27 protein-coding genes are annotated in these 25,419 nt (G+C 59.8%); 9 read left to right on the forward strand and 18 right to left on the reverse strand.

Annotated features, from left to right (window positions below; genetic code table 11):
* Nucleotides 1-3: 3 nt before the first annotated feature.
* From MCP_RS13805 to MCP_RS13830, 6 genes are read right to left on the reverse strand one after another with little or no spacing between them, the layout of a single operon-like run.
* Nucleotides 4-1,077 (reverse strand): glucose-1-phosphate thymidylyltransferase, encoded by a 1,074-nt coding sequence (locus MCP_RS13805; protein WP_012901464.1) that lies wholly within the window; start codon nucleotides 1,075-1,077, stop codon nucleotides 4-6.
* Nucleotides 1,074-1,919 carry a dTDP-4-dehydrorhamnose reductase gene (rfbD, locus tag MCP_RS13810; protein WP_012901465.1) on the reverse strand — a complete coding sequence of 282 codons (846 nt, stop codon included), beginning with the start codon at nucleotides 1,917-1,919 and terminating at the stop codon, nucleotides 1,074-1,076. The genes MCP_RS13805 and rfbD overlap by 4 nt, the downstream gene beginning before the upstream one ends.
* Nucleotides 1,916-2,875: a UDP-glucuronic acid decarboxylase family protein gene (locus MCP_RS13815; protein WP_012901466.1), complete on the reverse strand. Its 960-nt coding sequence runs from the start codon at nucleotides 2,873-2,875 to the stop codon at nucleotides 1,916-1,918. Before MCP_RS13815 ends, rfbD begins: the two co-directional genes overlap by 4 nt.
* 11 nt (nucleotides 2,876-2,886) lie before the next feature.
* Entirely contained in the window at nucleotides 2,887-3,891 is a 1,005-nt protein-coding gene (locus tag MCP_RS13820; RefSeq protein WP_231845092.1) for a sugar phosphate nucleotidyltransferase, read from the reverse strand.
* A 12-nt stretch (nucleotides 3,892-3,903) separates the two neighbouring features.
* On the reverse strand, nucleotides 3,904-5,103 hold the full coding sequence (locus MCP_RS13825) for a PQQ-binding-like beta-propeller repeat protein (RefSeq protein ID WP_012901468.1): 1,200 nt from the start codon (nucleotides 5,101-5,103) through the stop codon (nucleotides 3,904-3,906).
* On the reverse strand, nucleotides 5,100-7,550 hold the full coding sequence (locus tag MCP_RS13830) for an oligosaccharyl transferase, archaeosortase A system-associated (RefSeq protein ID WP_128860082.1): 2,451 nt from the start codon (nucleotides 7,548-7,550) through the stop codon (nucleotides 5,100-5,102). The genes MCP_RS13825 and MCP_RS13830 overlap by 4 nt, the downstream gene beginning before the upstream one ends.
* Nucleotides 7,551-7,732: 182 nt before the next feature.
* Here MCP_RS13830 and MCP_RS13835 point away from each other — a divergent pair, with 182 nt between their 5' ends.
* A complete protein-coding gene (locus tag MCP_RS13835; RefSeq protein WP_012901470.1) occupies nucleotides 7,733-8,200 on the forward strand; it encodes a hypothetical protein in 468 nt (155 codons plus the stop codon).
* A gap of 184 nt (nucleotides 8,201-8,384) precedes the next feature.
* Here MCP_RS13835 and MCP_RS13840 read toward each other — a convergent pair whose 3' ends face one another.
* Genes MCP_RS13840 through purM form a run of 5 tightly spaced genes read right to left on the reverse strand, consistent with a single transcriptional unit; the run spans nucleotide 8,385 to nucleotide 13,425 of the window.
* A complete protein-coding gene (locus MCP_RS13840; protein ID WP_231845093.1) occupies nucleotides 8,385-9,734 on the reverse strand; it encodes a radical SAM/SPASM domain-containing protein in 1,350 nt (449 codons plus the stop codon).
* Nucleotides 9,650-11,344 carry a DUF2207 domain-containing protein gene (locus tag MCP_RS13845; protein ID WP_012901472.1) on the reverse strand — a complete coding sequence of 565 codons (1,695 nt, stop codon included), beginning with the start codon at nucleotides 11,342-11,344 and terminating at the stop codon, nucleotides 9,650-9,652. The genes MCP_RS13840 and MCP_RS13845 overlap by 85 nt, the downstream gene beginning before the upstream one ends.
* Before the next feature lie 2 nt (nucleotides 11,345-11,346).
* Complete coding sequence (locus tag MCP_RS13850; RefSeq protein ID WP_012901473.1) at nucleotides 11,347-11,799, reverse strand: hypothetical protein; 453 nt, start codon at nucleotides 11,797-11,799, stop codon at nucleotides 11,347-11,349.
* Nucleotides 11,800-11,838: 39 nt separating this feature from the next.
* Nucleotides 11,839-12,408: a diacylglycerol/polyprenol kinase family protein gene (locus MCP_RS13855; RefSeq protein ID WP_012901474.1), complete on the reverse strand. Its 570-nt coding sequence runs from the start codon at nucleotides 12,406-12,408 to the stop codon at nucleotides 11,839-11,841.
* 12 nt (nucleotides 12,409-12,420) lie between these two features.
* Nucleotides 12,421-13,425, reverse strand: coding sequence for a phosphoribosylformylglycinamidine cyclo-ligase (gene purM / locus MCP_RS13860; RefSeq protein ID WP_012901475.1), 1,005 nt, complete (start codon nucleotides 13,423-13,425; stop codon nucleotides 12,421-12,423).
* A gap of 112 nt (nucleotides 13,426-13,537) precedes the next feature.
* Between purM and MCP_RS13865 the strand changes: the two genes are divergently transcribed.
* The 3 genes from MCP_RS13865 to MCP_RS13875 are packed head-to-tail and all read left to right on the forward strand — an operon-like array spanning nucleotide 13,538 to nucleotide 14,644.
* Nucleotides 13,538-13,729, forward strand: coding sequence for a helix-turn-helix transcriptional regulator (locus MCP_RS13865; RefSeq protein WP_012901476.1), 192 nt, complete (start codon nucleotides 13,538-13,540; stop codon nucleotides 13,727-13,729).
* Nucleotide 13,730: 1 nt separating this feature from the next.
* Nucleotides 13,731-14,102 (forward strand): DUF2178 domain-containing protein, encoded by a 372-nt coding sequence (locus MCP_RS13870; protein WP_012901477.1) that lies wholly within the window; start codon nucleotides 13,731-13,733, stop codon nucleotides 14,100-14,102.
* Between the two features lie 59 nt (nucleotides 14,103-14,161).
* Nucleotides 14,162-14,644 (forward strand): YbhB/YbcL family Raf kinase inhibitor-like protein, encoded by a 483-nt coding sequence (locus MCP_RS13875; RefSeq protein ID WP_012901478.1) that lies wholly within the window; start codon nucleotides 14,162-14,164, stop codon nucleotides 14,642-14,644.
* A gap of 17 nt (nucleotides 14,645-14,661) precedes the next feature.
* Here MCP_RS13875 and MCP_RS13880 read toward each other — a convergent pair whose 3' ends face one another.
* From MCP_RS13880 to MCP_RS13900, 5 genes are read right to left on the reverse strand one after another with little or no spacing between them, the layout of a single operon-like run.
* Entirely contained in the window at nucleotides 14,662-15,252 is a 591-nt protein-coding gene (locus MCP_RS13880) for a hypothetical protein (RefSeq protein ID WP_012901479.1), read from the reverse strand.
* The gene (locus MCP_RS13885; protein WP_012901480.1) at nucleotides 15,249-16,286 is read right to left on the reverse strand and encodes a hypothetical protein; all 1,038 of its coding nucleotides are present in this window, start codon (nucleotides 16,284-16,286) and stop codon (nucleotides 15,249-15,251) included. The genes MCP_RS13880 and MCP_RS13885 overlap by 4 nt, the downstream gene beginning before the upstream one ends.
* A 1-nt stretch (nucleotide 16,287) precedes the next feature.
* A complete protein-coding gene (locus MCP_RS13890) occupies nucleotides 16,288-17,025 on the reverse strand; it encodes a hypothetical protein (RefSeq protein ID WP_012901481.1) in 738 nt (245 codons plus the stop codon).
* Nucleotides 17,026-17,028: 3 nt separating this feature from the next.
* The gene (locus MCP_RS13895; RefSeq protein ID WP_012901482.1) at nucleotides 17,029-18,168 is read right to left on the reverse strand and encodes an SPFH domain-containing protein; all 1,140 of its coding nucleotides are present in this window, start codon (nucleotides 18,166-18,168) and stop codon (nucleotides 17,029-17,031) included.
* Entirely contained in the window at nucleotides 18,168-18,701 is a 534-nt protein-coding gene (locus MCP_RS13900) for a hypothetical protein (RefSeq protein ID WP_012901483.1), read from the reverse strand. Before MCP_RS13900 ends, MCP_RS13895 begins: the two co-directional genes overlap by 1 nt.
* A 467-nt stretch (nucleotides 18,702-19,168) precedes the next feature.
* Here MCP_RS13900 and MCP_RS13905 point away from each other — a divergent pair, with 467 nt between their 5' ends.
* Nucleotides 19,169-19,786, forward strand: a complete 618-nt coding sequence (locus MCP_RS13905) for an acetate uptake transporter (RefSeq protein ID WP_012901484.1) — start codon at nucleotides 19,169-19,171, stop codon at nucleotides 19,784-19,786.
* A 41-nt stretch (nucleotides 19,787-19,827) separates the two neighbouring features.
* Nucleotides 19,828-20,205: a rhodanese-like domain-containing protein gene (locus MCP_RS13910; RefSeq protein ID WP_012901485.1), complete on the forward strand. Its 378-nt coding sequence runs from the start codon at nucleotides 19,828-19,830 to the stop codon at nucleotides 20,203-20,205.
* On the opposite strand, the gene MCP_RS13915 is transcribed toward MCP_RS13910, so the two are convergent.
* Both MCP_RS13915 and MCP_RS13920 read right to left on the reverse strand, forming a co-directional pair.
* Nucleotides 20,202-21,395, reverse strand: a complete 1,194-nt coding sequence (locus MCP_RS13915) for an MFS transporter (protein ID WP_012901486.1) — start codon at nucleotides 21,393-21,395, stop codon at nucleotides 20,202-20,204. The genes MCP_RS13910 and MCP_RS13915 overlap by 4 nt on opposite strands.
* Nucleotides 21,396-21,459: 64 nt before the next feature.
* The gene (locus tag MCP_RS13920; protein WP_012901487.1) at nucleotides 21,460-21,681 is read right to left on the reverse strand and encodes a hypothetical protein; all 222 of its coding nucleotides are present in this window, start codon (nucleotides 21,679-21,681) and stop codon (nucleotides 21,460-21,462) included.
* Between the two features lie 281 nt (nucleotides 21,682-21,962).
* Here MCP_RS13920 and MCP_RS13925 point away from each other — a divergent pair, with 281 nt between their 5' ends.
* The 3 genes from MCP_RS13925 to MCP_RS13935 all read left to right on the forward strand — a co-directional run bounded on the left by MCP_RS13925 (nucleotide 21,963) and on the right by MCP_RS13935 (nucleotide 25,050).
* Nucleotides 21,963-22,802, forward strand: a complete 840-nt coding sequence (locus MCP_RS13925) for a basic amino acid ABC transporter substrate-binding protein (protein ID WP_012901488.1) — start codon at nucleotides 21,963-21,965, stop codon at nucleotides 22,800-22,802.
* Nucleotides 22,803-22,987: 185 nt separating this feature from the next.
* On the forward strand, nucleotides 22,988-24,316 hold the full coding sequence (locus tag MCP_RS13930) for an ABC transporter permease subunit (RefSeq protein WP_012901489.1): 1,329 nt from the start codon (nucleotides 22,988-22,990) through the stop codon (nucleotides 24,314-24,316).
* An 8-nt stretch (nucleotides 24,317-24,324) separates the two neighbouring features.
* Complete coding sequence (locus tag MCP_RS13935) at nucleotides 24,325-25,050, forward strand: amino acid ABC transporter ATP-binding protein (RefSeq protein WP_012901490.1); 726 nt, start codon at nucleotides 24,325-24,327, stop codon at nucleotides 25,048-25,050.
* Nucleotides 25,051-25,419 lie beyond the last annotated feature (369 nt).

Genomic DNA, 25,419 nt, shown 5'->3' on the forward strand with positions numbered 1-25,419 from the left:
TTTTTAAATTTTTAGGAAAGAGTTCTCGCCCACGATGAGCCGTGTGCCCTTTGGCAGGTCGTTGTTCGCGGAGGCGATGATGGCGTTCTTGCCGATGAGGCTGTCCACGATGCGGTTCTCACATGACACGGAGCACCCGGCCATGAGGACCGACGACTCGACGTACGCGCCCTTCACCGTGCACCCGTCCCCGACGGCCGTGTAGGGACCGATATACGCGCCCGCCTCGATAGTACAGTCCTTGCCGATCACTACGGGGCCCCTTATCACGCAGCCCGAGCGAATGACGGAGTTCTTCCCCAGAGAAACACGGCCGGCGACGCTGGCGCCCTCCTCCACCATGCCCTCGACGAGGGGCTTCAGCTCGTCAAGCACCAGGCGATTAACATCCAGAATATCCTCGGGCTTGCCGGTGTCCTTCCACCATCCCGAGACGATGTGAGAGCGGACTTTATACTTATTGTCCAGCAGCTTCTGGATGGCGTCCGTGATCTCGAGCTCGTTGCGCCAGGAGGGTTTTATTTGCCGGATCATGTCGAAGATGACGGGGGTGAAAAGATATACGCCGACGAGCGCATAGTTGCTCTTGGGCACTTTGGGCTTCTCCTCGAGGCCGACGACCCGCCCCTGCTTATCCAGCTCGGCCACGCCGAACTGGCGCGGGTTCGCCACCGCCTGCAGCGATATAGCGGCATCGTACTGGCCTTCGGCGAAGTCATCCACGAGGCCCTTGACGCCGTCCTTGAGCATGTTATCGCCCAGGTAAACGATGAAATCGTCGTCGCCCATGAAATCCCGGGCGCACTGGACCGCGTGGGCGATGCCCAGCGGGGCGCCCTGCTCGACGTACGTGATGTTCACGCCGTACTGCTTGCCGTCCTTCAGCTCGGCGATGACCTGCTCCTTGCCGTTATTTCCCAGTATGACGCCGATGTCCGTGATGCCCGCGTCCCTCAGGTCCTCGATGACGTACTGGAGCACCGGCTTGTTGGCCACCGGTATGAGCTGCTTCGGGCCCGTGTGCGTCAGGGGCCTCAGCCTGGTGCCGCTGCCCCCGGATAAAACCAATCCCTTCATTGTCTCACTTCTTCCATCTTTTTCAATCCGTCCATGATGTCGAGCATCTGATGATATTGACCGATCTTGCTGACGTCCAGCGACGAGTCCGCCGGCCGCTTCGCCTTCTGCTTCAGCGTATCGCTGGTCACCGGCTCGATGAGCCCCGGGTCAAGGCCATAGAACCTCGCTATCTTCACCGCAAAGTCGTACCGGCTGATCCTCTCGCCCCCTGCTGTGTGGTAAGTGCCCTCCGCGCCGTGCCTGATCAGGGCGGCGATGGCCAGGGCGCAGTCGTATGACAGCGTCGGCGAGTTAAACTGGTCGGTGACCACCTTGATCGTTTGTTTTTTTGCCAGCGAGTCCCTTACCCAGGTCACGAAGTTCTGCCTGGCGTTCCCGTAGACGACGCTGGTGCGGGCGATGGCGCTTCCCGGCAGCTCCTTCACCCGGTATTCGCCCATGAGCTTCGAGTAAGCATAAACAGAGATAGGATTTACCGGGTCCTCCTCCCGGTACATGCCCTTCGAGCCGTCGAACACGAAGTCCGTGGAGACGTAAATGAGCCTGGCCCCTGCCATCCGGGCGGCGTCCACGACGTTCTTCGTGCCCATATCATTAATGGAGGCCGCCTCGTCCGGGTGGTCCTCGCAGTAGTCGACGTTCGTGAGCGCGGCCGTGTGCACGACGTACTCGGGCTTTAGCTCTCCGACGGCCCGTATCGTGTTTCCCCGGTCGGTGATGTCCAGGCGCACGGCGCCCTCCTTAGGGTGCGAGCTGAAGGTGCCCGTGACCTCGTGCTCTTTCCTCAGGACACGGATGACGTCCGAGCCCAGGAGGCCGCTGCCCGTTACCAGTATCAACGCTTTTTCTCCTTCTTTTTACTCATGCTGTCCTTGAACCACGCGATGGTGCTCTCGAGGCCCTCGTCCAGCCCCACTTCAGGCTCCCAGCCCAGCAGCTCCTTCGCCTTCCTGATGTCGGGGCGCCGCTGGAGCGGGTCGTTCTCCGGAAGGGGCCGGTAGTCGATGGCCGAGGAGCTGCCCGTCTTCTCTATTATTGTACGGGCGAACTCCAGCACGGTCATCTCGCGGGGGTTGCCAAGGTTGACGACCTGTCCCTTTACGGGGGAATGCATCATGAGGTAAATGCCCCTCACGAGGTCGGACACGTAGCAGAAGCTGCGGGTCTGCGAGCCGTCGCCGTAGACCGTCAGCGGCCTGCCGGCGAGGGCCTGGGTGACGAAGTTCGGGACGACCCGGCCGTCGTCGAGGCGCATCCTGGGGCCGTACGTGTTAAATATACGGATGATCCGGCCATCAAGCCCCTGGTGCCGGACGAAGGCCATGGTGAGCGCCTCGGAGAACCGCTTGCTCTCGTCGTAGCAGCTCCTGGGGCCGACCGGGTTCACGTGGCCCCAGTAGGTCTCGGGCTGGGGGCTCACGTCCGGGTCCCCGTACGTTTCGGAGGTCGAGGCCGTCAGGAACCGCGCGCCGTGCTCCAGCGCCGCGTTGACGGCGTTGTACGTGCCGACGCTGTTGGTCATCATGATCTCGACCGGATAGCGGTCGAAGTCCACGGGCGAGGCCCGGGAGGCCAGGTTATAGACGTAATCCACCTTCTCCCTGACCTTCAGCGGCTTCCGTACGTCGTGCTTGATAAAAGTGAAGCTGGCATTATTCAAGATGCCCTTGATGTTATCCTTGCTGCCGCTGCCCAGGTTATCGATGGCGATGACCCGGTCGCCCTTGCCTAATAAGTACTCGCAAAGATGAGAGCCGATGAAGCCGGCGCCGCCGGTCACTACTGATGTTGGCATGATCGTTAACCTCAGAATTCTATGGTGGACGAGTCCCCGATGTTGAGCGCGTTCGCCTTGCCGATGAGGATGGCGTGGTCGCCGATGATCGAGGAGTGCAGGGTCATGTACTTGACCTCGGCGTTATTGCCCACGATGCTGTCCTCGATGATGGAGTTGCTCACCACCGCGCCCTCCGATATGGACACGTACGGGCCGATGATGGAGTTCTCGATCCTGGCGTTCCTGCCGATGGATACCGGCTCGACGATGATCGAGCTCGTCGCGCCGTTCTCGGAGAGGCTTTTCTCGGAAAGCAGGATGCGGTTGACCTCGAGCAGGGACTGGGGCCGGCCGCAGTCGTACCAGCTGTCCACCTCGAACGTCTTGTAGACGGAGCCCTGCTCCACGGACTTCTGCAGGGCGTCGGTGAGCTGTATCTCGCCATGGCCGTTAGAGCCGACGAGGCCCTCGAGCGCGTCAAAGAGGCGGGGCGTGTCCTCGATGAAGTAGACGCCGGCGATGCCGACGTTGGACGTGGAGCTCTTCGGCTTCTCCACGAGCTGGCGCACGGTGTGGTCCTTGTTTAAATAGACGATGCCGTAGCGCTCCGGGTTGTCGATCGCCTTGACCCCGATGGAGCCGGAGCACTTGCCGTTCTCCCGGTGGTGCTTAAGGAACTCGCTGTAGCCGTCCCTGAAGATCATGTCCCCGAGCGCGATGAGGACGGGGCTGTCGCCCACCGCCTCCCTCGTAACGAAGATCGAGTGCCCCAGGCCAAGCTGCCGGTCCTGGTCCACGAAGGTGAGCTTCCTGAAAGCGTTAGAGTAATTCGCAGTGACATAAGAGACGATCTTGTCCTTCATGTAGCCGACCACGATGATGACCTCGTCGGGGTCGAGGCCGGCCATCCTGTCCAGGATGTGACCGATAATGGGCTTCCCGGCCACGAATACCATTGGCTTGGGCTTCGTGTACGTGTGAGGGTAAAGCCGCTTTCCCGCTCCGGCCGCCGGTATGACCACCTTCATCGTCATGATATTGCCTCCTTATCGGCTCTTACGGCATAAACCTGCCGCAATCAGCGCGGCCACGCAGGCCAGCACGCCGGGGAAAGGCGTCGAAGCTGTCGCCGAAGGCGAGCTCGTGGGCGACGGGGTCGGCGTGGCCGTCGTCTCCCCGAAGGCCATGACCTTGCCGCCCATCGTGCCTATGTAGAGCCGGCCGCCGTCCACGGTCGGAGAGGCGAAGGCGCTCTCGCCCAGGTCGTAAGACCACAGCTCGTTCCCGGCCTTGTCGAGCGCGAACAGCGTCCCCTTCTGGGAGGCGCCGTAGAGCACGTCGCCCGATACCGTCACGGTCTGGTATATGGGCCCGTAATACGCCGATTCCCACTTTAGCGTGCCGTTCTCGCCTAAGGCGAATATCCGCCCGCCGTACGTGCCCACGTATATGGTGCCGTCGGATGCGGAGGGCGTAGAGTCGGAGTAATAGCCGAGGTCGTACGTCCACCTGACCTGGCCGCCCTTCGCGTCGAAGGCGTACAGCGTGCCGCTGCGAGTCGTGATATAGACAGTGCCGTTGAAGGCGAGGGGCGAGGAATGGAACGTGTCGTTCGTCTGGTACGTCCAGGCCTGGCTGCCCGACGAGGCGTTCAGAGCGTAGAACGTGCCGTCCAGCGCGCCGACGTAAATCAAGCCGTCCTCTGCCGCGGGCGACGACTGGGCAGCCTTCGCGAGAGACCAGAGGCCGCCGCCCGTCCTGAAGTCGATCGCGTAGAAGCTGCCGTCGTCCGTGCCCACGTAGACCCTGTCCTGGTATATTAACGGAGAGGAGAGCACGCCGCTCTTCGCGTCGAACTTCCACTGCAGGGCGCCGGTGGCCGCGTCCAGCTTATAGACGTAGCCGTCGTAGGAGCCGAAGACGACCGAGCCGTTCGCAGCGGCCGGCGTGGACTCCACGGACGCGTACGTGGCGTAAGACCATTTCTTATCTCCCGTCGCCGGGTCGAGCGCCAGGAGCTTTCTTTCATCGCCGCTGCCGACGAAGAGCGTGCCGTTGTACAGGACCGGGGAGGAGAATACCTCGCCTCCGGCGCTCGTCTGCCATTCCACCGCCAGGGGCGGGTTGAGCGGGGAGTCGGCCACGGACGTGTGGGCCGCGTCGTGCCTGGCCTGGGGCCAGTCCGCCATCGCAACGGCCGGGATCATGGCCAGCAGCATGAATATCGCGATAAACGATCTTTTCATAGCTTACCACCTGCCACGGTCTCGCCGTTGTCCACGGCGGAGGCGGGCACCTGCACTTCGACGGACGAAGCGCCCGACGTAAGCACGTACGCCTGTGCCGTGCTCGTCGTGCCTATCGTGGCCGACGTCGGGTACGGTACGGTGAAGGAGAAGCTCCCGTCCGCCCCGGCTGTCGTCGAGGCGTAATACGTGTGCTCGCCGCCCTGGAAGGCCATGTTAAGGCTGGCCTTCACGACCGCTCCGGGCGATGCCGTGCCCGTTATCGTGGCCCCCTTCACGTACTCGAAGACCTTGACCGGGTCGGTGCCGTCGGTCGCATATATGAGACGGTAGCGCTGCAGGCCGCCGGCCTCGTGGCCGAGCCGGTCTCTGCCTCCCAGGCCGTCGTCATTGAATAGGCGGGAATACATCGAGCTATAGTACTTATCGCTGCCGTCGAGCACCGTCTGGCTGCCGTAGGTCACGGGCACGACGTAGCTCGCGTGGTAGCTGCTTGTATCCTCGCCGGCCAGGTATGGCATGTTCTCGAAGACGCCGGCGGTCACGCCGGCCCACGGGGAGCCCAGGCGGTAGTCGAGCATGACGTACTTCGCCTTGCGCTTATCCATGATCTCGCTCGCGCCGGCCTCGTCCTGCGCGATGAAGAACCGGGCGGCATCGCCGATGCCGGTCTGGAAGTTGTTGGCCACGGCCGGTCGCTCGGCGCGGTATAAGATGTAATTGCCGTAGTCCCACCAGCTCATGATGCCGTACTCGGGTTCCGTGCCTTTGTCCGCAGAGTACGTGTACGAGGTCTTCGGGGTGTTATCCTTGACCCACTGGCAGGCCTCGTTCCAGTCGAGGGTGTAGAACTCCTGCACGCCCGATACCGAATAGTCGCTCATCAGGATGGGTATGAGGAGGACGGCGAAGACGATGCCCATTGCCACCACCGGGGGCGTGAGCCAGGCGTCCCTGGACTGTGACGCTTTCTTATTGTTCTCCGTGCCCCTGTAGAAGCCCACCAGGTCGAGCGTCCAGTAGACGGCGAAGCCGGCGAATATGGACACGTTCACCGCCAGCAGGTATACGAAACGCTTCTGGAGTAATCCGAGGGCCAGCACTACGAGCGTCCACACGAGGAGGAATACTTCGGCGTTCTTCATGCCGCCCCATTTCCTGGTAAGGAGGAAGATGGCCAGCCCCAGTATGGCGAGGAGGCCGCCCGTAGACAGGTACGCCCACGGGATGGCGATGGACAGGCCGCCGTCGTTGATGAACAGGGGCTCGACCTCGACGATGGTCGCCAGGACGTTGCCCGAGCCGAACAGGAACTGGACGCCTCCCGCAAGTGTATCAAAGACCTGTGGGAGGGCTAGCTTCACGGCTCCGGCCAGTACGGCGGCGCCGGCGACGGCGGTGAGCACGGTCGAGAACCACGGGGCCTTCATGCCCGAGTATAGCCGGGAGAGGCCGCCCATGGCGACGAAGAACAGGGCCATGGCGATGAGATAGATGACGTGGAACCAGGAGATATAGACGGCCGAGATCGTGAGGCTCTGCCCTGCGGGGCTCGCGAGCACGAACGGGGTCACCAGGACGGCCGCGGCTAGCGAGGCAATTGCGCCCGTGATGCTCAGGTATTCAGTGTCCTCTCGCCTGAAGCCATCGTAAGCATACTGTGTCAGCGCATACAGGACGACAATGCCGATGAAGATCGGGGCGCCTTCCCAGGAGAAGACCATGCCGGCCATGCATGCCCCTGCCAGCAGCGCATAGGCCAGCGGCTTTTTGGGCAGTTTGGGCAGGCTCGGCTTTTCCTCCCTGGCCAGAGCCAGGGCCCGGGTAAAGCACAGGTACATGGCCAGTGATACGGCCACCTCAAGTGCGTGGTGGTCCGCGTACGCGAAGGCCGTGCGGAAGATGGACGCGGGCAGTATGGCCATGAACAGGGCGGCGAGCAGCCCGGCCTGCCTGCCCAGTGCGTCCTTGACGATGTAATAGAGAAGCACGATGGAGACGAGCCCCAGGATGACGGGCAGTGACGCGGAGACCGCCTCGATGATGGGCCGGGATGGGCTGCCCAGCCCCACGATGAGCGAAAGCCCGGCCGCGATAAGGTCGAACAGCGGTGGCCAGCTTATGCCGTAGCCGTAGGGATAGTTCACGTACGAGTCGAACGAGTTGAGGTACGGGAAGTTGCCGGCGGCATACGTGATCCTCCGCAGGTGGTAGTACGGGTCGAACTCGGAGAACGCGATCTGGCCGCCTGACAGGCTGTACGTGAGAGGCAACAGCCTGAGGGCGAGCCCGATAAGCAGGATGCCCGCCAGCATGATCAGCGTGCGGTCCTTCAGTAGCCTGGACAGCGCGCTTCCCTGCGTTTCGCTCGCTTTTCCTTCGTCCGCTTTGCGCCTGTCTTCCTGCTTTTTCCTTGTTTCGCCAGGCGCCTTCCGTTTAGAGCCCATAGTAAAAACCAATGATTAATCCAGCTATGTCGTTATATGCTTATCGCTGGACATGCCTGCCATTTATAAGAAAGGGCGCCGGCCGCTTTCTTTATTGAGGGGAGCGTACGCACAATATCGGCCGCTATAATGGGCCATCACGTTTATTCCTGCCCGCCATAAAATTATGAGCGGGTGTAAATGTGGCGCACGATATCATCAAGTTCGCGCTTGCGATAGCCGTTCTCGTCGTTATCGCCGCGGTCGTCGGGCTGTTCGTCTCGGGGTACCTGACGGCCACCAAGCCCGCCAATAAGACCGCGCAGGTCACTCCATCGGGCATTTCCGGAGGCAGAGGTGCGGCCGCCATAGCCTCGCCGTCGCCCACGCCCGGGCCGGCCATGCCCCTGGGCATGCCTTACGGCATGTACGAGCCGGCCCCCGTTCCCATGATCCCTGAAATGCCCGTGTCAGGCATGGATATGGCGCCCCGGCAGCAGCCCGTGCAGCAGCCCCTGCCCACGGCTCAGCCGACTATCGTGCCGACGTCGCCATCGATGACTCTCTGGTACTATATCCTTCAAGACCTTCTCAGGATGTTCCCGGGCCTTTTCTCTAACTTGCAGAGAGCTTTTCCCCAGTGGCCTGTCGGGTGGTTCGGAACGGTATAAGATACACTAAAAATATTATGTGACACGAAGACTACTTTAGCCTCAAAGTTGCTCGAAGCCTGCTCAAAGTAACTCAAAGATTTAAGAAAATATTTATAATAAATTTTAGTGTCGCTTCAGGCCCTCTTCGTGTCGCTTCGTGGCTGAAACAGTCTTCGAGCGCTCTTATTCTTTTTTGAGTGGCTTAAAATCCACACTGGAGGTCCAGAGGGCAGCCGCCGCCGCACATGGGGAACTGGATGCAGGAACGGCACCGCTCGGGCGCAAAGCTATGGGCACGAAGCTGCTTGGCCAGGTCGGCGTCCCACATCTTCGGGAACTCGTCCGTGAGGGCGTTTCCCAGGGGCTTAAAGTATGACTGGCAGGGCAGCACGCTCCCGTCGGGCTCCACGGCCAGCGTGAGGCGGGCCGCCGAGCAGGACTTGATGCCCAGGCCCATCTCTATAGGGTTGAGCTTATGGTATTTCGTGGGCGTGTACCAGATGAACTCCATGCCAAGGGCGTTGGACTGGTTGATGATGTCGGGCAGCAGGCCTTTTAATTCTTCGGGCGTCAGGCCTTCGGCCTCGGTCCCCTTGCCCGCCCGTATGACGGCGTTGATGCCGAACTTGCGCACGCCCAGCGAATGCAGGAACGGCACAAGGCCATTGATGGTCCCGACGTTGTCCCGGGTGATGGTGGTGTTCGTGGTCGTGTAGAGCTCCCGGACGCAGTTCTTTATCCCCACGACCGTGTCCTCGAACGACGAGGCGCCGCACATCTTGTTGTGGACGGCCGGGTCGGGGGACTCGATGGTGATCTGGACGTAGTCCAGGCCGGCCTTGTTGAGCGATGCGACCCGCTCTTTCGTGAGCAGGCGGCCGTTCGTGATCAACCCGGTCACGATGTCCAGGCTCTCCGCGTAGGCGATCAGCTCCTCCAGGTCGTCCCTGAGCAGGGACTCGCCGCCGGTGAACACGACGTTGGGCACGTCGAATTCCACGGCCTTCTTTATGACCTTCTTCCACTCGTCGGTGGTGAGCTCCTTCGTCTGCCTGGGCCCTCCGGCGTAGCAGTGAGAGCAGTTGTTGTTACAGCGATAGGTAAGTGCCAGGTCGATGCGGATGGGGGACTTCATGAGGCCGTACTGGGGCTCCTTTAATTTTACGTCGAAGCACGTGAAGGGGCAGGCGTTGCCCTCCGTGACGCCCCAGATGATGGACTGGAGGCGGTCGTAGTCCTGTTCCGCGCGCTTCTTGCCCACCTTATACTTGAGCATCATCTGCAGCACGACGGCGTCCCTGACGCTGCCGACCAGCGGCTTCTTTTTCGAGTACCGGATGTAGCGCTTCACGTATTCCACGCCGATGCGGTCCAGGTACAGGATCTGGGACGCGTTGATGATCAGCATGCCGGTGCCGTCGTTCTCCACCCGCAGGTGGAGCCGGGTATTATCGATCCTTGCCTTGATCATGTGCAGCCACCTCCTCCGCCGGCGCACGCGCAGGCACAGGCGCAGGATACGCACGCGCATGCGCACGAGACGCAGGCGCATGAGCCTCCCCCGCCCGAGTGCCCGCGTGCTGACGCAGGCGCGTACGACGTGGCAGCCGGCGGGGCGTTAGCCTCGTTCCTCACTCCCAGGAACTTCTCCACGCCTCCCACGACTCCGGCCGCGGTCGCTTCGACCGAGTTGGAGATGGAATTGGCGAAGCTCTCGACAGTGGTCGTGGTCCTGTTCGTCGGGGCCTGCGGGGCACCAGCCTGGGGGGTGCCGGTCTGAGGAGCGCCGGTCTGAGGAGCGCCGGTCGTGGGCGTACCATGCGTGCCCCAGTGGTGTGGCAGCCCGAAGTAATAGGGATACCACCAGTAATAGTTCGGCACGAACACGGTGTTGCTGCCCGGCGCGTCCGACACGTACTCCTTCGTCTTTTTCGTGAACTGCTCGTCAGCCATGAGCCAGAACATGTTCGTGTCGTACTTCTCCAGCTTCAGCTCGGGCGTGTCCACGGCCTTGATCTCGGCCCACGCCTCCTCGATCTTCGAGCGGTAGTAGTCTTCGGTGTCTTTACGGCAGTAGGGCCGGGTCTTGTCGACCACGCGCCGTGCCAGCACCTTGAAGCATTCCAGCAGCTTATCCTCGTCGAGCTTATCGTCCACGATGGCGTCCATGTAGAGCTTCTCATAATAGTTGAGGCCCTTTCGTGACACGGGCTCCAGCCGGATGGGGTCGGTGCCGAGGAGCTTGATGTTGCCCTTTTTCATGAGCCCGAACATGATCATGGTGAGCACGCGCTTCGGGTCTATGCGGAGCAGCGTGGCGGCCTCGACCGGGTCGAGGTTCTTGTTCACGCCGATGCCGTCCATGCTGACCACCGGCGAGTCGTAGGGCTTCCGCAGCAGCGAGCCCCCGATGCTGCCGATGATCATGATGAATATGAACGCCACGAAGATCATCGGGCAGGAGCAGGAGAACAGCGACTCCACGAGCCCCAGGCCGATGCCCGTTCCAGGGGTATAGCCGCCCTGCTTGTCGATGACTGCGCCGGAGGCCATGTAGCTGTCGGGGAAGCTCACGGCCACCTTGAACTGCTGGTTGGGCGAGAGGTCCTTGCTCTCGAAGTAGACCCATGTGCGGTTGTCCTCCACGCCGATATTATCGTACAGCTTGCTCCCGGTATACACCTGGTCTTTGGGCACGTTGCCGGGCAGGTAGAACTTGACCTGCGTGTCCGTGATGTCCATGTCCCACCAGGGCGGGATGAACTCCACTATGTCATAGCCGGCCGTATCGGCCTTATAAACGAACCCGGGCAGGTTCGAGTTGATGCGCAGGTAAACGTTATCGCCGGGGTTGAGGTTCCACCCCTGCGTCTTGATCTGGCCGCCGCTGACGGTAAAGGCGTGCCTGTTGCCGCTGCCGTCGACCACCTCCTCCACCTGCATGCTCGATACGGTCACGGGTATCCAGACCTCGTTCCAGACCCCCTTAACGATGGTCGCATTGACCTCGTACGTCATGTACACGGAGCCCGAGGGGTCGATGTCGAGCACGACGTGCTGGTCGCTGACCTGCCACCGGTACGTCTCCTGCGCATGAGCGTACGGCATCAGGGATAATGAAATGAGAACGATGAGCAGTAAACTTATGATTCTCCTGTGCATGATCACACCTTCGCCGCCTTCTCGTCCTGCTCAAAGGGGATGAGCGTGGGGAACGAGTACGTGGTGATGCCGCTCGCCTCTGTGGCGTCCAGGTTGATGTCACAGATGCCCTTCTTCGCCATCCTGTCCAGGACTTTCTCGGCCTCCGACGACTCGATGCCGACGTTGATGAGGTCGGCGACAGTGACGGTGCCGTTGTTCTTTTTCGCCAGCGTGAGCACCTGCCGCTCCATATTATGGTAGCGGGCGTCGCCCATCTTCTCCTGCCGGGTGGCCGTGTAGGCCATGTAGATGAAAAAAGCCCCTGCGGCCAGCATGATGAGCCCTACGAGCCCGGTCGCCAGCGACCACGAGCGGCCTGCGATGACCGCCATGAGCGTGATGAACAACACGAACAGGCTTACCAGTATGACGGCGGACCCGGCGATGGCGGGCAGGACGGCCTTAGAATTCATATTGCATTAATTAGGCGATTAAGAGTATAGATATTTTGTTCACAAGAGGAGTGAAAGTATCGCCATCGTGAGGAATGAGGCCGCTGCCACCGATAAATTTTCCAGGCGCCTGGAGTACGCCTCGGCGGCCATGCCCGCCGCCGCCCCCGCGATGGCCAGGGGGCCCGCGAACAGGAACCCGACCGCAGACGCCGCGATGAACCCCGATATAGAGCCCTCCCAGGTCTTTTTACCTTGCGGTAGTCTGTGCCTGCCGAATGCCCTGCCGGCTATGCCGGCTAGGCCGTCCCCTACCGTGAGCACGATGATGGCCGTCAGGCATGCCCCCCGGTCGAATACCATCGACATGGCCAGCAGCATGGCTATGCACAACAAATAGAGAAGCGGCTCCAGTGCGATGCTCTTTCTCTCCGAGTCACGATACAGGGCCGATACGAACGGCAGGTCTGCGCGGCGCCGCAGCGCCTCCAGGGTAAAAAACGTGATAATACCGGCCATCACGATGAGAAGCGACAGCTGCCGGCTAAAAAGAGCTAAAAAGGCGAAGGCAGCGCCCGATATGTGCACGAGCTTACGGGGCAGCCACGACGTCGCCAGAGCGTGCCGCAAGTGCGTATCGCCCTACCACATCTTGGTCCCGCGGACCGTGCAGCCTTCCTTCACGATGCGGCCCACGATCTTGCCGTCGGTCATCTTCACGATGGCCCCGGCGCTCTCCTTGTCGGTAATGATCACGTAGCCCATGCCCATGTTGAAGGTCTTATACATCTCCTCATCGTCGATGCCGCCGAGCTTCTGGAGCCAGGTGAACACGGGAGGCACGGGCAGGGGATCGTTGAATTCGAACCCGTACCCTGTGATGCGCCTCAAGTTCATTAATCCGCCGCCGGTGATGTGGGCCATGCCCTTGACCGGGTACTTCCTGAAGATGGGCACGACCTCGGCGTATATGCGCGTCGGCGTGAGGAGCTCGGCGCCGATGGTCTTCTTTTTATCGTAGGGCAGCGGGTCGGTGTACTTGAGGCCGGATTTCTCGACGACCTTACGTACGAGGCTATAGCCGTTCGAGTGGATGCCGCTGGAGGGCAGGCCTATGACCACGTCGCCCGGCGCAATACCCTCGCCGGTGACGACTTTGTCCTTGCCCACATATCCTACGGCAGTGCCCGCGAGGTCGAAGCCCTTGATGATGTCGGGCAGCGCGGCGGTCTCGCCGCCGACGATGGAGATGTTCGCCTGCCTGGCGCCCTCGTCCAGGCCGACCATGACCTGTCTGATGAGCTCGTCGTCCGGCTTCTCGATGGAGACGTAGTCGACGAAGGCCAGGGGCTCCACGCCCATAACATAAAGATCGTTCACGTTCATGGCGATGCAGTCGATGCCCACGGTGTCCCACTTTTTCATTGCGTCGGCGATCATGAGCTTGGTGCCCACGCCGTCCGTGGTCATGGCCAGCGCGAACTCCCCGAGGTCGATGAGCCCGGCGTACGCCCCAATATCGCCGACGGGGGCGCCGAAGCCCTTACGCTTGAAAGTCAGCCCCTTTTTAATGATGCCCGACTTGATCGCCTCGAGTCTGTTAATGTCCACGCCCGCGCCGGCGTATGTCATGTGCTTCTCCTGCATAGTCGACCAATGGCCTTGAGCCTAAATAAAATTTGTTATTGCCCGAACTCAGGTAAAGCTTACTGGTCAAAAAGTAAAGCTTTATATACAATAAGTAAAGTATACTTTACATATGCGAAACCGCTTGAAGGAGCTCAGGGCTCGATTCAACATGACCCAGGAGGACCTGGCCGTGAAAGTGGGCGTGTCGAGGCAGACCATCAACGCCATCGAGACCGGGAAGTACGACCCGTCTCTGCCGCTCGCCTTTAAGCTGGCCCGGTGCTTCGAGACGAATATCGAGCACCTGTTCATGGAGGAATAAGATGATAAAGACTGAAGAATCGAGGATAGCGGTCGTCATACTGGCGACGTTCGCGCTCCTGCTGGTCACGGGCATATTCCCGCAGTATGTGCTGTGGATGACTGTAGGGCTGATTGGATTGATCGTCGGGCTGGCAATATATGCGTACCTGACGAAGAGAAAAAGCACAGAGGTGCAGGACGAGCGTTCTGCGAGGTGCTCGCTTGCCGCGTCCAGGAACGGGTTCATCGTTGCCATAGCGCTGATCGCCCTTATCGGGGCGGCCGTGAGCATCGGCGCGCCGTTCACCGTCATCGGGGCGACTCAGGTCGTATGGGGGCTGAGCATGGCCGCATATCTCCTGTCGTACCTGTACTATAAGAAATGGGCTTGAAGGATAAATAAGAGCAAAACGTAAAAACCTGAAAAGTCATTTTTTACTATGGTGACGTCATGAGTATCACCGTGAGTAAAGGTTTGACGATCAGCAGCAAGTCATTCGAGCCCGGCCGCGAGATCCCGGAGAAGTACACCTGCGACGGCGACGACCTGTCGCCCCATCTCTCGTGGGACGGCGCGCCGGAGGGCACGGAAACGTTCGCCCTCATCATGGACGACCCCGACGCGCCAGGCAGGACTTTTACACATTGGGTCGTATTCAACATACCAGCCCATAGGAACGAGCTACCCGAGGGAGTATTCGCCGAGAAGATGATGAAGAAAGGCTGCTACCAGGGGCTGAACGATTTCAGGCAGATGGGATACGGCGGCCCGTGCCCGCCCCCGGGAAAACCCCACCGCTACAGGTTTCACCTGTACGCGCTCGACCGCGACCTCGACGTCCCATCGGGCGTCCCCAGGAGCGCAGTACAGGGCGCGATGAAGGGGCACATCCTCGCGGAGGCCGAGATAGTGGGCCTGTATGGAAGAAAATAAAAAATAGCGGGGCCCGGTCAGTAGCCGGGCACCAGATCGTTCCCTTTTTTGTAGTAGGGCAGGTAGACGAGCTTCCTGGAAGTGACCTGTAGACCGTAGTCGAGCTGCTGCAGCGTGCCGGGTTTCTCGGCCTCGATGGTGACGAAGAGGAAGTCGGCCATGCCGTCGGCCATTTCCGCCTCAACGGTGCAGGGCTCTCTTTTTACGGTGGGGTCGAGCCTGTCCGGCGAGTACTTCGGCGGCGTCAGCGTGAGCTTCTCCGCCAGCTCCTTATAGCGGGATGTCTCCGTCTCGAACGCGGGCAGGAACATGTCCATGTGGCCGGCGTTCGAATTGCCGCTCAGGAAGCCGGCGAACCGGGAGATCGTCCCGCCTTCCACCCTCTGGCTGTTGATGCGGAAGTCGGTGCCGAGCTTCCAGAAGGGCAGGTAGACCTTCTCGCCCTCTGGCGGCTTTGCGAAGGCTCCAGCCTCGTACTCGATGATGGTGACCTTGCCGTCCCTGGCGTGCAGGGTGCCGCAGCCCTGACACAGGAACACCGTATCGTGGTCCTTGCCGTACATCGGGTTCTTGCAGCCCGGGCATACGATGGGCATGATCTTCGTCATATGTTACCTCCCCTCCCGAAGTTCATGGGGCCGCCGGTGCTCATGGCATTGATCAGTTCCTTTTCGACGCCGTCGCCCTTCCCGAGGCCCAGGTTGGTGTTGAAGCCCCCCTTCAGCGTGCCGGTGGTCACTTCAGAGCCGTACCGGAAGAACCGGTAGCTTACAAAAGCGATCAGCAGGCATATGATGATGGCGATGACGCCCGCGGCGACGCCTTCCTCGTTCCCCAGGTAGCCCATGGCTATGATGCCCAGCGCGCTGCCGTAGCCGCCGGCGAGCATGCCCAGCGACATGGCGATGGTCCGCATGAGCGTGTCGCCCGGCGCCCTGCCCGCGAGCACCTTGCCCGTGATGCCGTCGATGGTGCAGAAGTACATGCGGCCATTATACTTGTACCGCACGACCCAGATGGGGTAGAATACCAGCGCCAGGCCCCGGGGGAAGATGTGCATTTTGACGAACGTCCTGTGGGGCACTCCCGCCGAGGATATGGCCGTCTGCTCGATGGATGCCAGGCCCTTTGCGCGAGCATCAGTGGGCGACGTGGTCACCTCGAACGTGGGGATGCTGCCCTCGTCGTGGAGCCCGGCCGTGCCGTTGAGGCCGCTCAGGTGCTCCACGCCGATATCGCCCACGTCACAGGCGATCTCGTTCCAGTCGAAGTCGGACGCCACCATCTTTTCCATGGGCACCCGCTCAGTACGCTTATTCCTCTGCACCTGCCGGTACCCGCACACCCACCCGGCAGCCCTGGCATGGAGCTTCCAGAATGGCGCGTAAATGGGATAACATTCGGAGATCTCAGCCTTGCCCTTGAGGTCCCGGGCCTTCAGGCCTCCGCCCATCCAGCTCCTCGCGGCGGCGACAGCCCTGGCCTCGTCCAGGTTATTCTTATAGGTGATCTTCTCCACGCCGTCGTCGCCCTCGATGGCCAGGAGCGCGCTGCAGTACGGGCACGAGGTGGTCGCAGCCCCCTCGTCCAGCGACAGCGCTCCGCCGCAGTGGGGGCAGTTCAGCGATAGCGATATTCCCATGTCAGAACCTCCTCACGATGGTGTAGGCGGCCACGAACACGACGGGCAGGGTGACGACGGCTGCCAGCAGGCCGCAGCCCGCCAGGAGCGTCAGGAACCCCTCGATAAAGAATACGATAAATGCGGCGGCGGCCAGCGCGAAATACGGTGCCGACGAGCGGCCCGGATAGTCGGCGGCGAATACCTCGCCGGAGGAGCCGTCGATGACCGCGTCGTAGTCCCGCCCGCTGAACTTATAGCTCACGGCCCATATGGGGAAATAGACCAGCGCCTGCTCTTTCGGCTCGCCCGGCAGGCGGGGCAGGTATGCCGTCATATCCATGTCCGGCTTCAGTAGCTCAACGTCGACCTTGTAGTTCTGGTCGAAGACCTTGATGTCGCCGGCGGGCACCTTCAGGCTATGGAGGCCGGGAAGTGTCGTGGACCGGGCGGGCTCGAGCATGACCTTCTCCTGGCCGTTCACCGTGCGCTTAAAAAGATAGACGGGGAAGTACTGCTGCCGGATGTTCGTCACCTGCGCCAGCCGGTCCAGGTCCTTTGCCCTCTCCGGTGCGGCCGCCCAGCGCTTGAACGTGCCCTCGGCGCCCGACCGGTCGAGGAAGTAGGGCATGATATAGAAGAACCCTGCCCCGCTCCGGTCGATGTAGAGCTGCGTGTCGCAGTAGCCGCACTTGACGAACCGGTCGCCCGGCTCGAAGCCGATGGGCGCGCCGCACTTCGTGCACTTGATCTCGGCCATCGCTTATCCTGTCGGGTTGCCGCAGCTCGGACAGAATTTAGTCCCTGGCTCCAGTTTAGCGTTACACTTCGCACACGTCGCCTGCTGCGATGCGCCGCAAGAGGGGCAGAACTTTGCACCCGCGGGCAATGACGCACCGCACTTCACGCAGGCCGTTCCCTGGGGTGCGCCGCACGCCGGGCAGAACTTCGCGCCCTGGGGGACGCTGGCGCCGCACTTCACGCACGGGGCCCCTGCCGGAGGCGGGGACGGAGGCGTCGCTACGACGGGGGGCTGCTGCCCTCCCGTCTGGCCCATCTGGTTCATCATCATGTAGCCCATGCCGATGCCGGCGCCGACTCCTACTCCTGCCCCGGCGGCCCCGCCGGAGGGATTGACCGCCGCCTCGCGCATCGCCTGGCCGGTCTGGTATCCCATGTAGTTCGTGCCCAGCACGGACATGGACGCTCTCGTGTCCACGGCCTTCTGCACCTCTTCGGGCAGGTTAATGTAAAGCCCCGAGATCTTGTCGATGACGATGCCGTAGGGGGCGAAGTCCGTCTTCGAGTCCTCTAAGAATATTTGCTCGATGTTCTTGAGGTTCGCGGCCAGGTTCACGACGCCCATGCCCTTTTCCTTGAGCTTGCCCAGGACGTTGTACATCGAGGTGACGACCTGCTCCTTGATGCGCTCCTCCACCTCGGGCGCCCTCGTGAGGCTCAGCGTGCCCACGAAGTAGTTGATGAAGTTCGAGGGCTCGGAGACCTTATACCGGAACTCGCCGAACAGGCTGAGCTTCACTAGCTGGAAGGTCTTGTCCTCGAACACGTAGGGCTGCTTGCTGCCGAACTTGCCGTCGAATACTTTTTTCTGTAAGTAGTATACTTCTGCCTGCTGCTGGACGCCGCTCAGGCGCTGCACGATCTTGCCCACGATGGGCGCGTTGATCGAGGTAAGCGCGTAGCGGTCCGGCCTGTCGATGTAGTCGAGCGCTTTGCCGTCCCTGAAGAAGACGGCGATCTCGTCCTCGCGCACGACGATGTTGTCGTTGAACTTGATGTTCCTCGGCACCTTCCACATGACGTTATTGCGCTTCTCGCCGTCCTCCCACAGTATTGTGGCCGCGCCGATGATGCTTCCCTTATCGCCGGTGATGATCCCCATTATGACACCTCCGTGCCCGTCACTGCCGTCATTCTTCTCTTGAACGTGGCCTCGAACGCCCCGGCTTTACCCGACATGGCGCCGATCGACTCCATGATGGCGGCCTTGTTGTCGGATGCGGCCGCTGCCTTTAATTTTTGCGCGTCCGCGGCCATCTCGGCCAGCGACGACAGTAGCGCATAATCGTACTCGTAAAGCTTGTTTAATTCGGCCTCGCCGACCTTCGTTTTGGCGGATATGCCGGAATAGCCCTGCGCCGCGTGGGCGACTGCCTGCTCTAATGTTTTAAGCCGGCCGATGAGCGCGCCCAGCCGCTCCATGTGCTCGAGCGAGCCGTTCTCGGCCATCACGGACCTGCAGCCCTCTGCGTCCTTCCGTATGGACGCCATGTTTCCCGCCATCTGCATGCGGAGCATGCTGTCCGCCGCACGCAGGTCCTCTTTCGCCCTGTACCCGCTGAACCCGGGGACGAATGCCTGTATCTTCGATATGATGCCCCGGTCCTCCACGACTTTTTCCCTTAGATCTGCCATGTTCTGTCCTCTTCGGGGAGCCTCTGCTCCCTGTGGCGATGCCCATTCATCGCTAATTCCGTTACTACTGGCTCTAAGCTGATATATTTTTTTGTATGGCGGCGTCGAGGGCGGGTTTTTAGACTGGGCCGCCCGAACTTCGGGCTAAACGGGCCTTATTTTTGGCGAATTGCCTGGAAACCTATATCTATAATGAATAATCATAATAGATTATTAAGAGAGGTAACGGACGATGCTCAGCGCGTTACTTAAGAAGCTCGCAGATGCGGCAGGCAAATTTTACCAGTGGCGCCTGGCGTTCTGCATCCCCTCATAAAAACGGCCTTTTAGTAACATTGCCCAGCATACGCTGTATTTTGTGGTTTTAATGGCGGCCCCTAAAATACTGTACATAAGTATAACAAATAATAATTAACAATGCAAACATTTAATTATAATGATTATTTATTATGTATAGGTGCCATCTAATGGTTAACGTTCAAACACTTGACACTAAGGAAACGAAGCTTTCCGGCGCTATTGCGCCGGCGCTGGCGAACCCGGCCCCGCTGGGGCTCATGGGCTTCGGCATGACCACCGTGCTGCTGAACCTGCTCAACGCAGGCCTGATCTCATCGACGGCCTGGAGCATGATCCTGGCCATGGGCATGTTCTACGGGGGAGTCGCCCAGATTATCGCGGGCATCATGGAGTTCAGGAAGGGCAACACCTTCGGCACGACCGCCTTTACATCCTACGGGCTGTTCTGGATATCCCTGGTCGCACTGCTGATATTCCCCAGGCTGGGTTGGTTCCCGGCCCCGGACGGCATTTCCATGGCCGCCTACCTGGCCATGTGGGGGCTGTTCACGGCCTACATGTTCGTGGGGACGCTGAAAAAGAATAAAGCCCTCCAGTTCGTGTTCGCCAGCCTTGCCATCCTCTTCTTCCTGCTCGCCGCCGGCGACTTCACCGGGATCGGCTGGATAAAGACGCTTGCCGGGCTCGAGGGCATCGTGTGCGGCTTCTCGGCGATATATCTTGCCGCCGCCGAGGTGCTCAACGAGACCATGGGCAGGCAGGTGCTGCCCATCGGCGGGGCCTGACGCAAGCATACTTTTTTTATTTATATGACCTATTTCTTAACATGGCTCTTAAGGAAGACATCTGCTCCGCAATGGAAAACTATATGATGACGTCTCCGCCAGACTGGAACGTGGTCAGGGTAGGCGAACTGAAGAAGGCCCTGGATGCCGGCCAGAAGATCTTTTTACTGGACGTGAGGGAGCCGGCCGAGTACCAGGCTGGCCATATCGAGGGAGCCGTGAACGTATCGGTCAAAGAGCTGCCGAAGCGGGTGGCGGAGCTTCCGCAGGACCGTGACGTAAAGATGGTGGCCTATTGTGCCAGCGGCATACGCTCCGCCTATGCCACGATGTTCCTGCGCGTGTACGGCTACAGGGATGTGCGCACTATGGAGCACGGCATCAGGGAATGGGTCTCGGCCGGATATCCAGTCGTTTAAACGGCGCTCTTCCTTATTTTTATCACAAGGTAGGCCACCAGCGGCACCATGAAGGCCAGCAGCCAGAGGAACGCCGTCGAAAGCGACGCCCGCTCGGCGAAGAATCCCACGGCGGGGAAGAGCACCAGGACGCCGGCGCTGGAGAGCTGGCTCTTGAACGCGGTTATCGTGGCCCTGTTCTCCGACGGCACCCGTGCGTTCACCAAATCGCTCACGATGGGCCAGAAGGCGACCACGAAGATAGTGCCCAGCCACAGCATGGGCACGCCCAGCGGGCTATTGAGATATGCGAGCAGCAGGTAAGCGCCGAAGATGATGCCCGGTATGATGACGATGAAGGTCTTTGCCGGGAGCCTGGCCAGCGCGTAGGAGTATTTGCCCCCGAGGGCGGCGAACAGCGAGTCCACCGCGAGGATGACGCCGATGGCGAAGACGGGTATGCCCATCGTCTGGAAATACTTCTGGCAGTACATGTAGACGGTCATGTCCACCGTGGATATGACGGCGAAAAGCACCAGGACGTAGAGCACCAGAGGGCTGCCGGAGATGACCCTCAGGGACTCGCCGAATAGCCGGAGAACGCTCCTTTTCCGGCCGTTCACGACGACGCCCCTCGTCTCGGTGAAGAGGTAGGCCGGCACGAGGGCCGCCAGCATGATCAATATCCCGGCATAGTAGACGTTCTCGTAGCTGTTCTCCGCCAGGAAGCCCCCGACGAAGACGCCCAGAGCCGCCGCGATGAAGGCAAGCGCCAGGATGTTCCCGTAGATCTGCTTATAGCTTTCTCCCTTGCCAACGATGCGGCAACTTTCGTAGGTGATGGACTCCGAGGCCGAGTTATAGAGGACCCAGGAGATGGCGCCGAACACGAAGCTGGCCGAATAGCCCAGGAAGTCGCCCGATATGAGGATGAGCACGTAGCTCAGTATTTTCGTGACGATGCTCAGGTAGAGGCTCGCCTTTCTCCCGATCAGGTCGCCGATGGCCCCGGCCGGCAGCCCGAACAGCAGGTAGGCAAGCTGGTAGACCGACTCCACAAGGCCGATCTGCACAAGGTCCAGGCCCCGGTAGCTCAGGAACAGCATCCAGATGCCCTTCTCGAGCATCGTGTTCATGAGCATCGTATAAACGTAGTTGAGCTGGATGTTCCGCTCGATCTTCGACGTGAGCACGTCGACGCTAAGGGCCATGGTAAAGCCAGAATATGTACCAAGACGTATAAAGCTTACTTAAAAAGGATAATAAGAAAAAGGATTAAACTTCCTTGATAACGACCTGATTGCCCTTCTTGGGGGCGCTCAGCATGACCTTACGGCCGTTAGCCAGGACGATATTCCATGTCTCGTTATTCTTGTCGTTCGAGGTCATCGACATCGTCTTCGCTTCGAATCCCTGGGAGGTCAGGACGGCCCTTACGGCCGCTTCTCCGCCCTTGAACTTGCCGACCGTTACGGTCTTATCGATCTTTCCAGCCATTGCATCATCTTCTTTTTAAAGCTCGCCGGGCATATGGTGCCAACTAAAGTTGGCACGAAGCCAAACTTAAAGCCTGCCCGACGATCGGACAATATACGCACAGTATGAGGGCTTAAACCTATCGCTCCCTTGCCGAAAAAATCAGCCTCTGCCGCAGATTCCAAAAGATTTAATATGAAACTAACCATACGACTAAATACACCTATTTAGCACCCCAATGCTCAGTTATGCTCTGCCATGCTATGGCATAACAACGGTAGGTGTATAGGAGGCTTAGACTAATGACCAAGAATATGACTAAAGCATTGTTGTTATTGCTTATGATCAGCATGGTCGTCGTCGCTATCAGCGGATGTACAACGTCCCCTGCCGTAACGCCGACGCCCGCGGCGAACGCGACCCCGACCGCGACGCCCGCGCAGAACATGACCCTGCTGACCCCCGGCACCCTGTATGTAGCGACGGAAGCGCACTACCCGCCGTTCGAGAACATTAACACGACCACGACCGCCTTCGAGGGCTTCGACATCGACGTCATGAACGAGATCGGCAAGGAGCTCGGGCTTAACGTGACGTACTCGGACCAGGCGTTCGACACCATCATCACCGGCGTCCAGGCCAAGAAGTTCGACTGCGCCATATCGGCGTTCACCATAACCCCGAAGAGGCAGGAGACCATCGACTTCACCGACTGGTACTACGAGTCCCCGGGACAGGCCATCAGCGTCAGGGCAGGCGAGACCGCCATTAAGAACGCCTCCGACATCGTCGGAAAGAAGGTAGGCGTCCAGATGGGCACGGTCGGCCAGGACGCAGTCAAGGCGTACCCGAACGTCAGCGCTGAGGATGTCAAGGCATACGCGACCATGAACGAGGCCTTCATGGCCCTGAAGAAGGGCGAGGTCGACGCCGTCGTCGGCGACCAGCCCGTCTCCGAGCCGTACATCAAGAACTATCCGGGCGACTACAAGTTCATCGGCGAGCCCCTGACGGCCACCGAATACTTCGGCATCGTCGTGAACAAGGACAACCCAGGCCTGACCGCCGCCATAAACCAGGCCCTCGCCAAGATGAAGGCCGACGGCAGGCTGCAGAAGTTCCACGACAAGTGGTTCGAGTAAATTATCCGGGGCACGTCATAGCACGCGCCCCTTTACTTTTATAAAACAAGCATAGAGTGATTATTATTCAATAGATGCCGAATAAAAAAACTTTTTAACGGTTGGGTGTGTACTAACTAACTTGTTAATCAAATGAGGGGCGCTATCAAGCCGCCCCTATTGTAAAAATGTTGCGGTGATGGGGTTTGAACAGAAGAAATGGATCGTTGTGGGCATTAATACTGATATTATTGATGATTATCCCGGCCTTTTCCGTGCCGGCCGTCTCCCAGGGCGAGAACGTGATAATCACTATAAACATTAAGGATTACATGCTTCGGTCGGTGCCGAACGCCTCAGTATCCGTGGACGGCAGCTATATCGGCACCACGGACGCCGACGGCGTCATCATAGTATCCAGCTTCACCGCCGGCATGCATAATATCACCGCGTCAGCGCCGGGGCTCACTGAGCGCACCGCCGAAAGAGAGTTCATCAACGGGGAGAACGTCAACGTCCAGCTCAACAGGGAGAGCACGGTAAGCGACCCTGACATCGTTACTTTCATCGTACTCGACAGCGGCACGTCGCAGAGCAAGCTCGCGGGCGCCTCGGTCTACATCGACGGCGTCGAGATAGGCAAGACGGACACGAAGGACGGGAAGGTCCAGTTCCTGGTCCCGCAGGGCATCCACCGGGTGAAGGTCTCAAAGAACGGCTGGCAGGATAACGAGACCGTCATGGAGATCGCACCGGGCGCGACCTACACGATGACCCTGGCGACGGCGGGAAAATTCTCCATCTTCAATTTCAACCTGTTCACCTATGCCCTCGGAAAAGAGGTCACCAGAGGTTTGCTCGTGACCATTCAGCTATCGCTCGTGGCCATGTCCATCGGCCTCGTCATCGGCCTCGTCATGGGGCTCGGCAGGGTCTCGACGAACTTCCTGTTCAGGGCCGTCGCCTCGATATACGTCGAGGGCATTCGCGGCCTGCCCATCCTGTTACAGTTACTTTTCGTCAACTTCGGCCTTCCGTTCCTGATATCGGACCTGACGGGCGGCCAGTTCAACATCGACGGTTTCACCGCCTGCGTCATCGCCCTGTCCATCAACAGCGGCGCCTACATGGGCGAGATCTTCAAGGGCGGCATCGAGGCCGTCCACAAGGGCCAGATGGAGGCGGCCAGGTCCCTTGGCCTGTCCTACAACCAGTCGATGCTCTTCATCATCCTGCCCCAGGCCTTCAAGATCGTGCTCCCAACGCTGGGCAACGAGTTCATCGCGCTCATCAAGGACTCATCGATAGGCATGGTCATCTCCGTCATGGAGGTCGTCTGGTGGTCCAAGTCCATTGGCGCCGAGTACTATAACACGTTCACCCCGCTCCTTGCGGCGGGCATGGTGTACCTCTGTATCACCATACCGCTGGGCAGGGCCGTGCAGTACATCGAGAAGAAGTACAGCGTCCAGAATACCAGGACGACGGAGAAGGCCAAGAAAAAGGCTAAGCCCATCAGGGAGGACACGGCATGAGCAGCGAAATGGTGGTCATAAGGGACCTGCACAAGCGGTTCGGGGACCTGGAAGTGCTGAAGGGTATCTCGCTGGACATCAAGAAGGGCGAGGTGGTCGTCATACTGGGCCCCAGCGGCTCGGGTAAGAGCACCATATTAAGGTGCATCAACCGCCTGGAGGAGCCCACGAGCGGCCATATCTTCATCGAGGGCCAGGAGATCACCGGCAAGAAGGCGGATTTGAATAAAATGCGCCAGAAGGTCGGCATGGTGTTCCAGCAGTTCAACCTCTTCCCCCACATGACCGCGCTGGGGAACGTCACAATGGCCCCCTTGAGGGTCCAGAAGAAGTCGAAGCAGGAGGCGGACAGGATCGGCCTGGAGCTCCTGAAGAAGGTGGGCCTGTCCGAGAAGGCGAACAGCTACCCCATGCAGCTCTCGGGCGGCCAGCAGCAGCGCGTGGCCATCGCCCGCGCCCTGGCCATGAAGCCGGACGTCATGCTGTTCGACGAGGTCACCTCTGCGCTTGACCCCGAACTCGTCAAGGAAGTGCTGGACGTCATGAAGAACCTGGCCATGGACGGCATGACCATGATCGTCGTCACCCACGAGATGAACTTCGCCAAGGAAGTGGGCGACCGTATCATACTCATCGACGGCGGCGTCATCGTCGAGCAGAACACGCCGGACCAGTTCTTCACCAACCCTCAGCACGAGAGGACCAAAAAGTTCCTGAACATGATTAAAAATTAGGGTCCTTCCTATTTTTTACTGTTCATAGCTTTACGCCATATACCCTATTTTTTAAGTCACTAAGCTTACAGAGGCACTATTTTCACCACAATGGCACTAAGCGCACTGAGTTTCACAAAGCTTTCTTTTAGATGGAGGTCACTAAGGCCACAGAGCAGGCTTTTTGGGTTAAGAGGCACGAAGGGGACGATGACACGATGGCAAAAAGTGCTCTTGTTCATCCCATTGTGCCATTGTATCCTTTGTGCCCTATCGCCAATGAACCGGGCTTTGTGACCTCTGTGCCTCCATATAAAAGAAATCTTTGTGAGCCTTCGTGAACTCCGTGCCATTGTGGTGAAAAATAGTGCCTCCGTCAGCTTAGTGCCT

The organism is Methanocella paludicola SANAE, assembly GCF_000011005.1.
GTDB lineage: Archaea > Halobacteriota > Methanocellia > Methanocellales > Methanocellaceae > Methanocella > Methanocella paludicola.

Excerpts from the sequence above, each read along its gene's own strand:
- MCP_RS13805 (WP_012901464.1), bottom strand. The coding sequence starts at position 1,077 with ATGAAGGGATTGGTTTTATCCGGGGGCAGCGGCACCAGGCTGAGGCCC.
- MCP_RS13815 (WP_012901466.1), bottom strand. The coding sequence starts at position 2,875 with ATGCCAACATCAGTAGTGACCGGCGGCGCCGGCTTCATCGGCTCTCAT.
- MCP_RS13820 (WP_231845092.1), bottom strand. The coding sequence starts at position 3,891 with ATGACGATGAAGGTGGTCATACCGGCGGCCGGAGCGGGAAAGCGGCTT.
- MCP_RS13825 (WP_012901468.1), bottom strand. The coding sequence starts at position 5,103 with ATGAAAAGATCGTTTATCGCGATATTCATGCTGCTGGCCATGATCCCG.
- MCP_RS13830 (WP_128860082.1), bottom strand. The coding sequence starts at position 7,550 with ATGGGCTCTAAACGGAAGGCGCCTGGCGAAACAAGGAAAAAGCAGGAA.
- MCP_RS13840 (WP_231845093.1), bottom strand. The coding sequence starts at position 9,734 with ATGCGCCTGCGTCTCGTGCGCATGCGCGTGCGTATCCTGCGCCTGTGC.
- MCP_RS13845 (WP_012901472.1), bottom strand. The coding sequence starts at position 11,344 with ATGCACAGGAGAATCATAAGTTTACTGCTCATCGTTCTCATTTCATTA.
- MCP_RS13850 (WP_012901473.1), bottom strand. The coding sequence starts at position 11,799 with ATGAATTCTAAGGCCGTCCTGCCCGCCATCGCCGGGTCCGCCGTCATA.
- purM (WP_012901475.1), bottom strand. The coding sequence starts at position 13,425 with ATGCAGGAGAAGCACATGACATACGCCGGCGCGGGCGTGGACATTAAC.
- MCP_RS13865 (WP_012901476.1), top strand. The coding sequence starts at position 13,538 with ATGCGAAACCGCTTGAAGGAGCTCAGGGCTCGATTCAACATGACCCAG.
- MCP_RS13870 (WP_012901477.1), top strand. The coding sequence starts at position 13,731 with ATGATAAAGACTGAAGAATCGAGGATAGCGGTCGTCATACTGGCGACG.
- MCP_RS13875 (WP_012901478.1), top strand. The coding sequence starts at position 14,162 with ATGAGTATCACCGTGAGTAAAGGTTTGACGATCAGCAGCAAGTCATTC.
- MCP_RS13880 (WP_012901479.1), bottom strand. The coding sequence starts at position 15,252 with ATGACGAAGATCATGCCCATCGTATGCCCGGGCTGCAAGAACCCGATG.
- MCP_RS13885 (WP_012901480.1), bottom strand. The coding sequence starts at position 16,286 with ATGGGAATATCGCTATCGCTGAACTGCCCCCACTGCGGCGGAGCGCTG.
- MCP_RS13890 (WP_012901481.1), bottom strand. The coding sequence starts at position 17,025 with ATGGCCGAGATCAAGTGCACGAAGTGCGGCGCGCCCATCGGCTTCGAG.
- MCP_RS13895 (WP_012901482.1), bottom strand. The coding sequence starts at position 18,168 with ATGGGGATCATCACCGGCGATAAGGGAAGCATCATCGGCGCGGCCACA.
- MCP_RS13900 (WP_012901483.1), bottom strand. The coding sequence starts at position 18,701 with ATGGCAGATCTAAGGGAAAAAGTCGTGGAGGACCGGGGCATCATATCG.
- MCP_RS13905 (WP_012901484.1), top strand. The coding sequence starts at position 19,169 with ATGGTTAACGTTCAAACACTTGACACTAAGGAAACGAAGCTTTCCGGC.
- MCP_RS13910 (WP_012901485.1), top strand. The coding sequence starts at position 19,828 with ATGGCTCTTAAGGAAGACATCTGCTCCGCAATGGAAAACTATATGATG.
- MCP_RS13915 (WP_012901486.1), bottom strand. The coding sequence starts at position 21,395 with ATGGCCCTTAGCGTCGACGTGCTCACGTCGAAGATCGAGCGGAACATC.
- MCP_RS13920 (WP_012901487.1), bottom strand. The coding sequence starts at position 21,681 with ATGGCTGGAAAGATCGATAAGACCGTAACGGTCGGCAAGTTCAAGGGC.
- MCP_RS13925 (WP_012901488.1), top strand. The coding sequence starts at position 21,963 with ATGACCAAGAATATGACTAAAGCATTGTTGTTATTGCTTATGATCAGC.
- MCP_RS13935 (WP_012901490.1), top strand. The coding sequence starts at position 24,325 with ATGGTGGTCATAAGGGACCTGCACAAGCGGTTCGGGGACCTGGAAGTG.